The organism is Blastomonas sp. UPD001, from assembly GCF_003426715.1.
Lineage (GTDB): Bacteria > Pseudomonadota > Alphaproteobacteria > Sphingomonadales > Sphingomonadaceae > Blastomonas.
Genome location: NZ_QKVT01000034.1, coordinates 1 through 544 on the forward strand (window position 1 = coordinate 1; position 544 = coordinate 544).

The 544-nt window shown below is 49.1% G+C and carries 1 protein-coding gene; it reads left to right on the plus strand.

The features are described from left to right. Positions 1-358, plus strand: a 358-nt coding sequence (locus DM995_RS21400; protein WP_198669474.1) for a hypothetical protein, incomplete at its 5' end; no start/stop codon positions are given. Positions 359-544 lie beyond the last annotated feature (186 nt).

Genomic DNA, 544 nt, shown 5'->3' on the forward strand with positions numbered 1-544 from the left:
CTCTGACAGCTTTGAAATCAGCTTTTCAGGCATCGCGGCGATGCTGAAGTATGGGAAGGACAAAATCAAGGCAACTGTCAAGAATGCCGAACAAGCTGGTTATTTGGTACGCACCAAGAAGCGATCGCCCGCAGGAACCTTTGAATGGGACTACTACGTTTTTGTCTCAAAAGCTGATGCAGAAAGCTTTCGGGCTAACCACCCAGATGCCTACAAACCAGAATTTTCTGATGCTCACCAGGGGGGGCAAAACCACCCCCTGGATGAACCACCGCTGGATGAACCACCCCCTGGTTTTGCCCCCCCACATAAGAAGAACATGGAAGATAAAGGTTTAATTAATTCGTCTGATTTTTGATGGAGGCGTTTCAGAGGCTGGAAGTATATGAAATTACTGCGTATATCAGTACCCCTCGTTGCCGTAACTTTACGCTGACGAGGCGATGCTACTGAAAAGCCCGCCCTAGCTGTTGCCAAGGCGGGCGTTGTTGTTGGGGCGTTGGTGTCAGTCACGTTCAAACATTTTGTCGCAAGATTCATTGCC